13 protein-coding genes and 1 tRNA gene are annotated in these 13,494 nt (G+C 62.6%); 2 read left to right on the forward strand and 12 right to left on the reverse strand.

The genetic code is table 11. From position 1 onward, the window contains the following. Positions 1-291: 291 nt before the first annotated feature. The 3 genes from AB1402_08785 to hflX form a co-directional block, all read right to left on the reverse strand. On the reverse strand, positions 292-561 hold the full coding sequence (locus tag AB1402_08785; GenBank protein MEW6541691.1) for a hypothetical protein: 270 nt from the start codon (positions 559-561) through the stop codon (positions 292-294). A gap of 306 nt (positions 562-867) precedes the next feature. After that, positions 868-945 (reverse strand) — tRNA-Pro (locus AB1402_08790). Between the two features lie 37 nt (positions 946-982). After that, positions 983-2,260 carry a GTPase HflX gene (hflX, locus tag AB1402_08795; GenBank protein MEW6541692.1) on the reverse strand — a complete coding sequence of 426 codons (1,278 nt, stop codon included), beginning with the start codon at positions 2,258-2,260 and terminating at the stop codon, positions 983-985. Positions 2,261-2,445: 185 nt separating this feature from the next. Here hflX and AB1402_08800 point away from each other — a divergent pair, with 185 nt between their 5' ends. Beyond that, positions 2,446-4,038, forward strand: a complete 1,593-nt coding sequence (locus AB1402_08800; protein MEW6541693.1) for a DAK2 domain-containing protein — start codon at positions 2,446-2,448, stop codon at positions 4,036-4,038. A 6-nt stretch (positions 4,039-4,044) separates the two neighbouring features. Next, entirely contained in the window at positions 4,045-4,896 is an 852-nt protein-coding gene (locus AB1402_08805; GenBank protein ID MEW6541694.1) for a DegV family protein, read from the forward strand. A 197-nt stretch (positions 4,897-5,093) separates the two neighbouring features. Here the strand turns inward: AB1402_08805 and AB1402_08810 are convergent, their stop codons facing one another. The 9 genes from AB1402_08810 to AB1402_08850 all read right to left on the reverse strand — a co-directional run bounded on the left by AB1402_08810 (position 5,094) and on the right by AB1402_08850 (position 13,438). After that, positions 5,094-6,263, reverse strand: a complete 1,170-nt coding sequence (locus AB1402_08810) for a glycosyltransferase family 4 protein (GenBank protein MEW6541695.1) — start codon at positions 6,261-6,263, stop codon at positions 5,094-5,096. A 300-nt stretch (positions 6,264-6,563) separates the two neighbouring features. Further along, a complete protein-coding gene (locus AB1402_08815; GenBank protein MEW6541696.1) occupies positions 6,564-7,235 on the reverse strand; it encodes a YIP1 family protein in 672 nt (223 codons plus the stop codon). 291 nt (positions 7,236-7,526) lie between these two features. Then, positions 7,527-8,120: an FmdE family protein gene (locus AB1402_08820; GenBank protein ID MEW6541697.1), complete on the reverse strand. Its 594-nt coding sequence runs from the start codon at positions 8,118-8,120 to the stop codon at positions 7,527-7,529. Positions 8,121-8,260: 140 nt separating this feature from the next. After that, entirely contained in the window at positions 8,261-8,641 is a 381-nt protein-coding gene (locus AB1402_08825; protein MEW6541698.1) for a 4Fe-4S binding protein, read from the reverse strand. A 49-nt stretch (positions 8,642-8,690) separates the two neighbouring features. Continuing rightward, the gene (locus AB1402_08830) at positions 8,691-9,767 is read right to left on the reverse strand and encodes a nickel-dependent hydrogenase large subunit (protein MEW6541699.1); all 1,077 of its coding nucleotides are present in this window, start codon (positions 9,765-9,767) and stop codon (positions 8,691-8,693) included. A 3-nt stretch (positions 9,768-9,770) separates the two neighbouring features. Beyond that, complete coding sequence (locus AB1402_08835; protein ID MEW6541700.1) at positions 9,771-10,139, reverse strand: NADH-quinone oxidoreductase subunit C; 369 nt, start codon at positions 10,137-10,139, stop codon at positions 9,771-9,773. An 18-nt stretch (positions 10,140-10,157) separates the two neighbouring features. After that, complete coding sequence (gene nuoB, locus AB1402_08840) at positions 10,158-10,583, reverse strand: NADH-quinone oxidoreductase subunit NuoB (GenBank protein ID MEW6541701.1); 426 nt, start codon at positions 10,581-10,583, stop codon at positions 10,158-10,160. Positions 10,584-10,604: 21 nt separating this feature from the next. Continuing rightward, a complete protein-coding gene (locus AB1402_08845; protein MEW6541702.1) occupies positions 10,605-11,477 on the reverse strand; it encodes a complex I subunit 1 family protein in 873 nt (290 codons plus the stop codon). Then, a complete protein-coding gene (locus tag AB1402_08850) occupies positions 11,474-13,438 on the reverse strand; it encodes a proton-conducting transporter membrane subunit (protein MEW6541703.1) in 1,965 nt (654 codons plus the stop codon). Before AB1402_08850 ends, AB1402_08845 begins: the two co-directional genes overlap by 4 nt. Between the last annotated feature and the right edge of the window lie 56 nt (positions 13,439-13,494).

Consider the following 13,494-nt stretch of genomic DNA (forward strand, 5'->3'; position numbering starts at 1 on the left):
GGTGGCCATTTGGCCATGTTGAACCCAATGTCCGCGCCCGGGCCGCCGGACCGTGAGCGCGGTACCCGTCCGCGTCACGGCCAGAAGAAGAACCCCGGCAGGGGTTCTTCGCCTTCAGTGCCCCGGTTCCCCTTGGGGGTCCGGGGGCGTTAGCCCCCGGGGTGGCTTGTTGCTCTTGCCGCTAACCTTGCGCCTTCCACAACGCCCCACACGCCCCGCAACCCCGGCGGGGAATGTTGGACTATATCCCGCTCTTATTTCGCTGCTCCTGGACCACCTGGCGGCCCAGCGTCATTCTTCTGCCACCTGGCTTGAAACAAACATGCTTCTCAGTCTTTCATCTGCCAGCATGTACACTCCGCCGTTTTCTGCCAGCAGTACCGGCTTGCCTTTCGCGTTGTCAACTCTTACTTTTTCCCAGCCTTCCAGATTGACCATCAGCCACATTTCCAAAGTTTCAATCCCGCTGATTCGCCAAGATGCTTCTTCCGAACCTGTCTTTGTATAGCCGTAAAAGACTTCGTTCAATCCAAGTACTTCGCGCAGTTTCTTGTTCAGCACCTTAACCCCCCCCCCTTCCAACAAAATTCCTTTTGCCGCATTTTGGGCATATGCCCGTCACTTCCCCGCCCCGCTTCCCGAACATTGACCCGCAGCCCTTGCGCCACAAGGCTTTCCGGCCCCGTTTATTGTCCGCCGAATTGTCCGCCACATGCCCGTCAACTGTCCGCCGAATTGTCCGCCGCAAACCCGCAAACCCGCAAAAATCAAGGGTTCCTTGCGGAACCCTTTTGAAACTCTTGCCCGGCTCCCTTATTTTGTTAAAACCCTGGAACCCTTGGTATCGCTGGCTTTGTGGAAGGTAAATGGTCGGGATGACAGGATTTGAACCTGCGGCCTCACGGTCCCGAACCGTGCGCTCTAGCCAAACTGAGCTACATCCCGTTCGTCTTTCTTATCTTAGCGAAAACGAGCCCTAAAGTCAAGAATCTGCTTGCTCTTCAAGTTCCTCAAGCCGCGCCGCGATTCGGCGCGCCCAGGCCACCGGCAGTTCGGCCTTGATCTCCACCCCGTCCTCCCGGTGGTGTTCCGCCAGCACCAGGCCGTGTTCATGCGCCAGCGCCACCAACCGGGAGTGGCCGTAGGGGATCAGGAAACGCTCCCGCGTCCGCCGGGCGGACAGCGCGTCCGCAACGGCGGCCCTAAGGGCATCCAAACCGGTTCCGGTCGCGGCAGATACGGCCAGGTCGTTTCGCCCCAGGAGTTCTGGTTCCCCGGAGGCGACCAGGTCGGCTTTATTGAACACCATCAGCCGCGGCTTGCCGGCGGCGCCCAGTTCCTCGAGCACTCCGTCCACCGCTGTGATGTGGGACCGGTGGGCCGGGTGGCTCAGGTCGACCACGTGCAGCAAAAGGTCGGCCTCCACGACCTCTTCCAGAGTGGCCCGGAAGGCAGCCACCAGGTGGTGCGGCAGATGCCGGATAAACCCCACCGTGTCGGTGAGCACCACGACCTCGTTCGTCGGGAGGCGCAATTGCCGGCTGGTCGGGTCCAACGTGGCGAACAGGCGGTCTTCAACGAATACCCCCGCACCGGTGAGAGCGTTTAGAAGCGAGGACTTTCCGGCGTTGGTGTATCCCACCAGGGCCACCAGCGGCACTGGGACCGTCTGGCGGGCCTGCCGGAGCAGCTGCCGGTGCCGGCGGACCTCGGCGATCTCGCGCTGTAGGTCGGCGATCCGTTGGCGAATGCGGCGCCGGTCCGTTTCCAGTTTGGTTTCACCGGGACCCCGGGTGCCGATGCCGCCGCCCAGCCGTGAGAGTTCGGTGCCCCGGCCGGTCAGGCGCGGCAAAAAGTAGTTCAGCTGGGCGAGTTCCACCTGGAGTTTTCCTTCGCGGGTGCGGGCCCGGCTCGCAAAGATATCCAAGATGATCTGGGTGCGGTCGAGCACCCGCACACCGGTCGTATTCTCCAGGTTTCGGGCCTGGGCCGGAGACAGGTCCTGGTCAAAGATGAGGAGTTCCGCACCGGCGGCACTGCAAAGCGCCGCCAATTCCTCGGCCTTGCCGCGGCCGACAAAGTGCGCCGGGTCCGGGCGCGGCCTCCTCTGGACGACGGTGCCCGCCACTTCGGCCCCAGCCGTGGCAGCCAAACGCCCCAACTCAGCGAGGCTATCCCGCACCTCTTCCTGCGTCGCGTCCCCGAGTCCCACCCCTACCAGCACCGCTTTTTCCGCACCGGCGTCCGGAATTCCCGTCAACAGCCCACTCCTCTCCTTAGCAACCCAAGCACATTATAGCATCCGCCGGGAATCGGCCGCAAAAAAGTTGCGTGCCGGGCTAAAACACCGGTGAATCACTTGCATCGTCGGGTTAGAGGGATTTGCATCCGTTCTGTCGAAGACGGAATTATGAGAGAAATGTCAAGGGGAGTGCCTGGTTTATCGTGCAGTACATCAACGGAGCCCAGTTGCAGGAAGTGCTGATCGCGGGGGCGGCCCGCCTGGCCCGCATGCGCCAGGAAATCGACCGGTTGAACGTTTTCCCGGTACCCGACGGTGACACCGGCACCAACATGTACCTGACTTTCATGGGCGCGTTGCAGGAACTGGGTCAAACCAGCGACGAGTCAATCGGTGCCGTGACCGAGGCGATGGCCCGGGGTGCGCTTCTGGGAGCCCGCGGCAATTCCGGCGTGATCCTGTCGCAGATTCTGCAGGGTTTTTCCGCTGCCCTGGCCGGCAAGGACCAGGCCGGCGCCGCAGACATCGCCGAGGCTTTTGAGAAGGGGGTGGAATTCGCCTACCGGACGATAAGCGATCCGGTGGAGGGCACAATCCTTACCGTCGCGCGAAGCGCCACGGAAGCGGCCCGCGAATCGGCAGAGCGCAGCCCGGACATCCGCCGCTTAGGCCTCCAGATTTACCGGCGGGGTGCCGAAACCCTGACCCTGACCCCGGAACTCTTGCCGGTGCTGAAACAAGCCGGGGTGGTCGATGCGGGAGGCAAGGGACTTCTGGTCATTCTCGAGGGTATGCTCCACGTCTTCCGGCGCTTCCGGGAGGAGGAACTGCTCACTGCCCCGTTTGACTTCCTCACCGGTTCGGCGCAGAGTACCCCGCACTTGGAAGAGTTGGAGGATATCCGTTTCCTCTATTGCACCGAGTTTTTAGTGCGGGGTCCGGACCTGAAGAGTGATGAACTGCGAGCCGGCCTGCGCCATTTGGGCGACTGCCTGATGGTGGCCGGCAACGGGAACATGCTCAAGGTCCACATCCATTCCAACAACCCCGGGCGCGTGCTCGAGGAGGGTCTGCGCCACGGCACCCTGCACGAGGTGCATATCAACAACATGGCCGACCAGACCGCCGAACTCAAACAACCCAGGAAACCCCTGGCGCTGGTGGCGGTGGTCTCCGGCGAGGGACTGGCCAAGATCTTTGAAAGTCTCGGAACCGACGCTGTTGTGCCCGGACAGCAGACGATGAACCCGAGCACCGAGGAGATTCTGCGCGCTGTGGAGCGCGTTCCCGCGGACCGGGTACTCATTCTGCCGAATAACTCGAACATCATCCTGGCCGCCCAGCAGGCCCAGGCGCTGTCCAAGAAGGAAGTGCGCGTGGTGCCCAGCCGCACTGTGCCCCAGGGCCTGGCCGCCATGCTCTCCTTTGCGCTGGACGCGGACCTGGAGACGAACGCCTCCCGGATGGAAGCCGCTCTCGGAAATGTGCTGACCGGCGAGGTCACCCAGGCGGTGCGGGACGCGGCGATGGACGGGCAGGAAATCGCCGCGGGGGGTTGGCTCGGCATTGCCGAAGCGAACCTGGTCACCGGCGGCGGCCTGAGCGAGGTGACCGAGAAAGTGATCGGCGCACTGGTGGCTGCCGGCAGCCTGGTGACGCTATACCACGGCAAAGACGTGAGCACTGCTGAAGCCGAGGAAATAATCGCCGGGCTCCAAGCGGTCTTCCCCGGCGCCGAGTTCGAGCTGTACTACGGTGGACAACCCCTGTACCATTTCATTATTTCAGTGGAGTGATGAGCCTTGACGAAAAGCGTTCAAATTGTTACCGACAGCACCGCCGACATTCCCGCCGAACTGGCCGAGCGGCACGAGATTGTTGTGGTCCCCCTGAAAGTGATCTTCAGCGACGAGGAGTTCTACCGCGACGGAATCGACCTTGCGCCGGAACAGTTCTTTGCCCGCCTGGCCGAGCTTCCGGCCTCCACTTCTCAGCCGTCCCCGGCGGAGTTCCTGGACGTCTACCGGCCCCTGGCGGAAGAGGGCCGGGAGATCATTTCCATACACATCTCGGCGGCCTTGAGCGGCACCGTGCACTCCGCCCAGGCCGCCCGGGCCCTGCTCCCGGACGCTTCGATCGACGTCATCGACTCGAAGCTTACCAGCATCCCTCTGGGCATGGCGACGCTCGCCACGGCGCGGGCGGCACAGGCTGGCCTCGACCGGTCGGAAATACTCGCGCTGTTGAATTCCATTCTGGAGTCCACCGGCATCTACTTCATGGTGGACACCCTGGAGTACCTGCAGCGGGGCGGTCGCATCGGCCGGGCGCAAGGCCTTCTGGGCACCCTGCTCAACATCAAGCCGTTGTTAACGCTCAAAGACGGCCAGGTCACCCCCTTTGACAAAGTGCGGGGGCGGGCCAAAGGGCTGGAACGCCTGGCGGGTGTGCTGGAGGAGGCGGTGCGCCAGGGGCCGGTTAAGTACGGCGTCACCCACGGGAACACCCCTGAGCTTTTTGCCCAGCTCGGGGAAAAACTAGCCGCGCGCGCGGGGTCCGGCCCCGACCTGTCCTGCCGTGTCGGGGGCGTAATCGGCGCCCACGTCGGACCGAGTGTGATCGGCTTCTCATTCCACCGGGACGTTGGCTGGTAGAGGGGGACAGTCCCTTTGGGGAGAGAGGGACTGTCCCCTTGGGGAGAGGGGGACTGCCCCCTTCGTGGCTCTGCTCCATTTTGTTCTTCCCATTCCGGCTTCTGAATTCTGGCCCTTAGGGTGACTACCCCTTTATGGCTCTGCCCCGTTTTGGTTTTCTCATTCTGAATTCTGGCTTCTGGCTTCTGAATTCTGATCTAGCGTACCCGTGATAAATACGGTGGGTGTTCGATCAGGCGCCGGTACAGGCTTTCCAGTTGGGCCGCCAGCACTCCGGCGGATAGTTCGCGGGCGTTTTTCCGGGCGGCAGCGGCCATTCTCCGGTGCAGCTCATCATCGCTTAAAAGCAGCAGAATTCTTTCGGCGAAGGCCTCCTCGGACAAGCCGGTCAGGAACCCGTCCTCACCGTGGCTGACCATTTCGGCCACGCCGAACGCGTCCACCGCCACGGCCGGTACCCCGGCGGCCTTGGCCTCGCCGATCACCAGCCCCTGTGTTTCAGTCACGGACGCAAACACGAACAGGTCGGCCCCGGCATAACAGCTTGCCACGTCCCGTCCGGCCAGAGGGCCGGTGAACACCGTGCGCTCACCGATACCAAGCGCCCGTGCTAGAAGTTTCAGGTTTCCGGTCTCCGGACCGCCGCCGACCAGCACCAGGCGGACCGGGGTTTTGCGGGGGCCGTCCAGGACCTGCCGGTAGGCCCGCAGCAGGAAATCGATGTTCTTTTCCTGCCCCATGCGGCCCACAAAGAGGAGCACTTTCTCTTCCGCCGCTATCCCGTACCGCTCCCTGAGCCAGCGCGGGTCACCCTGCTGAAAATCCTCGATCTTGATTCCGGTGGGAAGCTTGGTTACGGGCACTTGCACCCCAAGGCCGCGGATATATTCGCCGATCACCCAGGTGGGTACCAGGACCATGTCGCACCGGTTGCAAAACTGTGCCGACAGTTTCTGGGTCATCTTCCGCGTCAGGTTGCGAGCCACCGGGAGGTAGTGCACGTACTGGTCGTACAGGGTGTGGTAGGTGAATACGAGTGGCAGCCCAAGGTCCCGTGCGCACCGGGCTCCCAGCCGGCCGAGCATGAATGGTGAATGCACGTGGATGATGTCCACCTTGAGTTGTTTCAGAGTGCCTTTGAGGCGCAGGGAGATCGGAATCGCGATGTTGTAGCCGGGATTCGTCGGGGACGGTACGGAGTAGAAGCGGAAAATGGACTCCTCCCGGGCGTGCACCTGTCCGTATCGAGGCGCGAAAATATAGACCTGATGGCCCAGGGCGAGCAATTCCTCGCTGAACGTTTCTATGGAGCGCACCACCCCGCTGGTGTAGGGGCGATAGCTGTCGGTGAATACGGCCACTCTCATTTATGGATTCCCCACTTCGCCCTGGTTGTGTTCCAAGCCTTTCCGCTGTTCAATCTTTCTCCACACACCCCCAATATACCCGCCAGGCGCAAACAGGATGCCCCGAGCCCTGCTCCTTCCCGCGTTCGGTTTCGCTCCTGGGAGACCGCTGCAAAACTGCGCCTGGCTTTGTCAGGCTCGCCGTCCGGTGCTCACGTACCACCCAGTACGCTCCGCGCCGTCCGCCTTCGCCTTTCGCGCCATACTTGTTTTTCGCGGTCTCCAAGCGTTTAGAGCAATTTTTGGTTTTGCAACACTCTCCTAGCCGGCGGCAGCCGGGCTGAAGCTCCGGAGGAGGGCCAGCAGGAACCATAACCCTAATAAGGGCACCGCCACCCGCGCGACCCTGAGGTCCAGGAGCTTGGCGCCGCCAATGGAGGCCAGGGCCAGCCCCCAGATCGTGAACGGGTTTACCGCGTTAAGCAACGGGAACCATTTGGCGTCCACGCCTTCGGGCACGAGATAGACCGCACTGACGCTCAGTTGCAGATAATCGGCGCGCTGGGGGTCGGCGAAAAACCGCACCACTGAATCCAGGTAGAGTCCCAGCACGTACGGCACCATTCCGAAAACAACCAGGTTGAACAACAAGCCGAACGTAACCGCGCGCCCCGCGCCGCTCGCTAGAATCCGAAAAAGCAAGACAATCATGAACCAGGTGATGACAGGGCCGAGCAGGGCGTTCGTCGCCGCTACACCCGGCGCTAGGGCGGCAAAGCGGGCCAGTTCATCCGCGGGTACCCCCGGCGGTGGGGCGTGTTCCACCAGCCAGTGGGAGTGCTCTAGTATCTTGTCCCAGATCAGCAGCACAAAAAGCACGTTGGTGGCCAAAAGCAGTGACGCCGCCGTCAGCGCGCGCGGCCGGCGGATGATGTCCTCCAGGGTGCGGACCGGGTTGACAAGCATCCCCACAATCCGGGCCGCCGTGCCCATGGGAGGGATGTCCTCCTTGGCTCCCAGGGGAACAGTCCCCTTACGGTTGTAGGGGGACTGTCCCCTTGGCCCCGAGGGGGACTGTCCCCTTCCGGTTGGCTCCTTGGCCCCTAGGGGGACAGTCCCCTTGGGTCCGAGGGGGACTGTCCCCTTAACAGTCCCCTTTGCCTTATGGTCTTTCCGGTCTTTGCCGCCGCCCGCGGCTTCCCCCGCGCCGCCTCCGCGGCCGGGGCCGGCGGCTCTGCCGCTCCTCTTTTTGCGGGCTCCCCTCGCGGCCATCCTTTTCCCCCTCTATTCGGCGGCGCAGGGCGGGCACAATACGCGCCCGCCTTGATCGGCCGCCCGGTCCTCGAAAACGTATTCGCCGCACCGGCCGCACAACGCCAGGCACTTCACCCGCTGCCGGACCGGGGGCTCCATCCTCACCCTGCGGACTTGAAAGAGTTCGCTCTCCGGCATTTCCATCAGGCGGTCCGAGATATCCTCGCGCTTCCGGGCGAAGGCCCGGCGGTTTTCCTCGCCGGGCTCGTTGAAAGCTTTTTCCTGCATGGCGTGCAATTCCTCCAGCTCCGGGACGGGCGCGGTCAAGGACACCCGAACCGCCTCTCCTCCAGCCTCGCGCCGCGCAAAAGTGTACACGTGCTTCCCGTGGTCGGCGACCACCAGGTTGGCCTTGCCCAGAGTACAACCGGTCACGGCTTGGACGGCGTCCGCGGCGCAGGCCCGGTTCTCGACCACACAAACAAGGTCCGCACCCTGGGCGCCCGCCGGGTCAAGGCCCAACTCCCGCAAGCCGGCCTCGGCGGCCCGGAAGCCGATCACCAATCCCGGACAAACGTGCCCGTGAAACTCAAGGGCCTTTTCCCAGGGACTTTGTACGCACATGTCCTCGTCTCCTCCACTGCAGATATGGTTCTTACCTGTAAGGAGTATTCGGTCCCGTCAGGCCGAATTCCTGCCCGGCCGCCAACACGAAAGGAAGGGCCGCAACCGGCCCTTCTCGACAGTCAGGTTAAGCCACCTGGTCAAAAGCCGTTGTTCAGCACAAATTCCTCGTCGACCGGCTCTCCTTCCCGCCCCAGCGTCAGTTTCCGGTCGGCCGGCGCGGTGTGTTCCTCGAATATCTTTACGGACCCAAACTTGCAGACCTCGACGCAGCGGGCGCAGTAGATGCAAGCGAAGGGTTTGTACAGAATCGTCACGTCGGGGTCCTTTTTGTCCCCGATCTTCTTGATGGCCTGCGCGGGACACACCCGCTCGCACAGGCCGCAGTAGCCGCAGGTGAGAAAATCAACCTCCAGTCTGCCCCGCGTGCCCGGAAAGTACGGCCGCTTTTCAAACGGGTACTTGCGGGTGGCCGGTGAACCGGTCAGGTTTTTCGCGATGTTGGGGATCATCCAGGGCATTTCCACACACCCCCGCTTTGCTATGGGGCGGCTCATCACCGCCGGCCGCTTACCTTTCGGTACAGGACATACACGGGTCGATCGAAAGCACAATCACCGGAACATCGGCGATCTCACAGCCCGGCAGCATGGTCAATAGCGCCGGGATGTTGACGAACGTCGGCGTGCGCACCTTCAGCCGCTCCAGGTGGGAAGTCCCGTCGCCCAGAGCGTAGTAGAAAAGCTCCCCGCGTGGCTGCTCGACGCGGATCGCGGCCTCACCGTTCGGAAAACCCTTCACTTTGACCTTGGTCTCGCCTTCCGGCAGCCGGTCCAGCGCCTTCAACACCAGTTCATAAGCCTGATATGTCTCCCGAACCCGCACCTGGGTCCGGGCGTAGCTGTCGCCGTCCGTCTCCACCATCGGCTCGAACCCCAGTTCGCCGTACGCCGCGTAACCGGTCAAGCGGGCGTCCCAAGCGCCGCCGCTGCCGCGCAGGGTCGGTCCGACCGCGCCCAGCTTCCAAGCCTGGTCCTTGGGCAGCACGCCCCTGCCCACCGTGCGGGACTTAATGGTGTAGTCATGCTTGAAGACCGGAATCACGGCGTCAATCTGAGGCTTTAGGGTTTTGAGCATCTCCCGCATCCGGGCGGCCTGCTCGGCGTCGATGTCGCGCCTTACTCCACCGATCACGCAGGTCGACTGGATCACCCGCTGTCCGGTGGTCATCTCCAACATGTCGAGCACGATCTCGCGGGCCCGCCAGCACTGCATAAACAGGCTCTCAAAGCCGAAGGAGTCGGCCAGGAGCCCGAGCCACAGCAGGTGGCTGTGCAGACGCGAAAGCTCGCTCCAAATCACCCGCAGGTACTCGGCCCGGGGCGGCACCTTCACCTCCATGATCTCCTCGATCGTCTGGCAGTAGGCCATCCCGTGGATGAAGCTGCAAATCCCGCAGATCCGTTCGCACAAAAACACGTTGTTAATGTATGGATTCTTTTCGGCCGCTTTTTCGATGCCCCGGTGCATATAGCCGATCGCCGGCAACACCTCGACGACCCTTTCATCCTCCACGGTCAGCTTCAGCTGAATCGCTTCCGGAAGTACGGGGTGCTGCGGGCCGAACGGAAACGTCATCCTCGGCATAGGTCAGTCTATCCCTCCGTCTCCAGTCTCGGGTCGTTTCTTCAACAGCGGTGCCCGGGGGCTCTCCTCCGACAGGAGCAGCCGGCCTCCGAAATCCAGGGCGATGCCGGTGATGTTGATCCCGAAGAACTCCTTCATCTCGTTCTCGATCAGCGCCGCGTTCAGGTGCAGCCCGGAAATGCTGGGGAGTTCCTCGTCCTTCCCCACCTTTACCGCGAGGCACACGAGATCCGGTTCCTTATGGAAGAAATATTTTACGACGAAGTGCTCTTCCTGGTCCAGACAGACCGCCGTGACCAGACGGCTGTTCTCGTCGAGCAACCGTTGCACCGCGAGGCCGAGTTCGCCCTTGCCCACCGAGATCGTCTCCATAACCGGCTTCACCACCGCCTACTTGATTTTGCTAAGCTTATCCAGCGCCAGCACCACGCCGTCGATGACGGCCTCGGGCCGGGCCGCGCACCCGGGAACGTAGACGTCCACCGGGATCACCTGGTCGATGCCGCCCAGGATGTTGTAGCAGTTGTGGAACACGCCCCCGGTGGCCGTACAAGCCCCGACGGCCATGACCAGCTTCGGGTCGGGCATCTGTTCGTAGAGATTCTTCAGCACTCTGGAGCTGCGCCTGTTCGCCGGGCCGGTCACCACCAAAAGGTCGGCGTGTTTGGGGTTGCCAATGTTTAATATGCCGAATCGCTCGACGTCGTAGTACGGCGTCAGGCAGGCCAGAATCTCGATGTCGCAGCCGTTGCAACTGCCGCAACAGTAGTGGACGATCCAGGGTGACTTCACGCGGGCCTTGCTGATTAATCCCACCGTTCCCTACTCCTCCTTGTGCTACACCCTTGCGCTGCTGAACACGAACTGGATGAGGACGATATTCAGCAGGACCAGCCCGACTCCTTTACCCCAACTGATGGACAACATCCAGGTCCAGCGCACACGGGCGGTGACGTTGTCGACCACGAACTCCAGGAAATAGGCGCCGAGCGCCAGGAGCACCCCCGCCCAAAGCGGCTGGGCCCAGAAGAGGGCCACAAACGCCAGAATCAGGACCAGTTGGTACCAGTGGGCCAGTTCAATAAGGGCCAGGGTGCGGCCCGAATATTCGGTGTACACGCCGCGCACCAGTTCCTGGTGGGCGTGCTCCGAAGCCGAGATATCGAACGGCGACTTGCGGAGCTTGATGCCCAGGGCCACCAAAACGGCCACAAACGCCAGCGGCAGTGTCAACAGGAGCGGTTGGCCGTGCTCCAGCACCCCCGAAACCATGAAGGTGCCGGTCTGAAGAAAGATGGCCACGACCGTCAGCAGAAGGATCGGTTCGTAGGACAGCATCTGCAAAAGTTCCCGGTGCGCTCCGATGTGCGCGTACGGCGAACGGACGCTGTAGGCCCCGAAGGCCAAACAGGCGGCCGCGAAGGCCAGCACGAAAAAGATGATCAACAGGTCCTGGCCGACGAACAGCATAAACACGGTCACCATGGTCAGCAAAAGATAACCCCAGACCCACACCAGCGATGCCCTGTTGGGCAGTGAGGGCGCCTTGCCCCAGAGCTTCAGGAAATCGTAAAACGGCTGCCGTACCGGCGGGCCGATCCGGCCCTGCATCCGGGCGGTGATCCTCCGGTCGACCCCGCGCAGGAAACCGCCCACGAAGGGGGCCAGCACCAGGGCGGCGAGGCCGATCAACAGTTCGGTCAGGCTCACACGATCACCCCCACAAACAGGGCGGCCAGGAGCGCGATTCCGGCTCCGTTCACCCATACATTAAGGCTCCGCTCACCGAACACCCGGCTCCAGTAAAACCCTCCGGTCGCGAGGAGCACCGCCTGGTCGCCCAGCGACGTGAACACCGGTCCGCCGGCTGAGGACGCCTGGTGCTCCCCGCACAGGTAGACCGGACGGATATCCTCGGTGCGCACCCGGACCAGCAGCGCCGGCAGCAGCAGCGCCGCTCCGATCACGACAAAGAGCACCCACGGGGTAAAGAAGCCGAAAGACGTTTTGAGGTGCCACCCCGCCGTATCCAGGGCCGGACTGTAGCCCATCGCCGCTCCGGCCGGATTGATAAGGTAGGACACCAGAGGCGCCGCCAGGACGCTTAAGACTACGCCGCCCGCCAACAGACCGGCCACCACCAGGTAGGAAAGCGACCCCCGCGGCTCGGCCTCCGGCGGTGCGGCCTCCGGAGCCCCCGCCCCGGCGGCCGTGTGGCTCATCAGCCGACCGATCCAGCGGACCCAGAAGACTATCCCGGCCGCGCTGCCGATGACCAGGAAGGCCACCACCAGTGAGAACCAGACGGTAGGTGCGGCGGCCGCGGCCTGGAGGGCGGCCCACTTGGCGAACAGCACCCCGAAGGGCACGAACAGCATCACGACCATTCCGATGATCGCCATCCCGGCCAAGGCCGGCAACCGGGTGACCAATCCCTCCATATCCTCGATATCCCGGCTGTGGATGCTCTGTTCCATAATCCCGACCGCCAGGAACAGGACGCCCTTGACGACGGCGTGGTAGATGATCAGGGCGATCGCCGCGGCTATGGCCAAGCCGGTATTGATTCCGGCGCAACAGATGATCAGCCCCAGGCTGGAGATGGTCGAATAGGCCAACACCCGCTTGGAGACGTTCTGACTGATGGCCAGGACCGAAGTAATCATGAAGACAAAAGCGCCGAACACAGCGATGCCGGCCGAGAGGTACGTTCCCTCGTAGCCCGGCGCCAGGCGGAGCACCAGGTAGACCCCGGCCTTGACCATGGTGCTGGAGTGCAGCAGCGCGGAGACCGGAGTAGGCGCCACCATCGCCCCCAGGAGCCAGCTCTGGAAGGGGACCTGGGCCGCCTTCGTGAAACCGGCGAAGCAAAACAGGGCGAGCGGCAGGAGCATGACCGGGGCCACGGTGCCGAACCCGGTCAAATCGAGCAGCGAGAGCGACCCAGACGCCTGGTACGCGAGGCTCATTCCGGCCACCAGGGCCAGGCCGCCCACCAGGTTCATCCAGAGCGCGCGCAGGCCCGACTGTTCCGCCTCTTCGGTAAGATCGTGCCGGATCAGGTGGTAGCAGCAAAGCGTGGTCAGTTCCCAGAAAAGGAAGAACCACAAGAGGCTGTTGGCGAAGACCACCCCGTTCATCGCGCCCAGAAAACCGACCAGGAAGAAGAAGAAAACGTGCTGCCGTGTGGCCCCGAGCTTCAGGTGCCGCTCGTGGCTCTGCATATAGTTGAGGGCGTACATTACGATCAGGCTGCCGGTCACCGAGATCACCAGGCACATGATCACGGCCAGCAGGTCAATGTGGAAGGCCGGCTGAACCTTGAACCCCGACGGCAGCCAGGCGAACTTGAAGAGGGCGAACAGTACGAGCTGCGTCGCCCCCAGTCCCAACACCAAAAGATGTTTGCGCACCACGCCGACATAAACGAAATACGCCAGCAACACGAGTTCAATAATCAGGATGAGTGAATCCCAGTGTCCGGAGGGGGTGAAGGTCAAAGGTCCGTTTTCGAGGACCTGAACCAGGAGCAGTACGGATGCGGCGATCAAGGCACCCGATGGCAGGATAATCAGAAGCCGCCGCAACCGCTCATCCTTGATCGCCAGACTCGCGGCGGCTGTTGCCACCGGCAACAGGACCAGAACGGCGACCAGACTCTCGCCAGACAACATTTAGCTATTACCCCCCGCCCAAATTTTCATAATAATCAATAAGTTAATTATGA

The organism is Bacillota bacterium (assembly GCA_040757205.1).
In the GTDB taxonomy this organism is placed as follows: domain Bacteria; phylum Bacillota; class Desulfotomaculia; order Desulfotomaculales; family Desulforudaceae; genus Desulforudis.